The sequence below is a fragment of the Psychrobacter sp. 16-MNA-CIBAN-0192 genome (assembly GCF_040309565.1).
GTDB lineage: Bacteria > Pseudomonadota > Gammaproteobacteria > Pseudomonadales > Moraxellaceae > Psychrobacter.
This window is the reverse complement of the sequence record NZ_JBEOOX010000506.1, coordinates 1-252: the sequence shown is the minus strand read 5'-3', so window position 1 is coordinate 252 and position 252 is coordinate 1. Positions and strand designations below refer to the sequence as shown.

Genomic DNA, 252 nt, shown 5'->3' with positions numbered 1-252 from the left:
AAGTATAGTGGGGCGCACCGGTTTAACCCTTGATGCTATGGCCCTACCTGAAGTTGCCGTGCAGCATAGCTTATCGTTATTACTAAATGCACAGCGTTTAAATCGCCTTGCGCAACAACAAGCACGCAGTGATGATTTTTATAGTTTAGATGAGTTACTTTTACAGCTTTATAAGCAGGTTTTTGTGGCATTGCCATCCAATAACATGGTGGCAAAGATCACTCAGCGAGTGCAATTTTTAAGTGCTAAAAC

At 42.1% G+C, this 252-nt stretch carries 1 protein-coding gene; it reads left to right on the top strand.

What is annotated here, in order from left to right:
* Nucleotides 1–252: zinc-dependent metalloprotease (locus tag AAEY78_RS14145; protein ID WP_352340037.1), on the top strand; the 252-nt coding region annotated here is incomplete at both ends.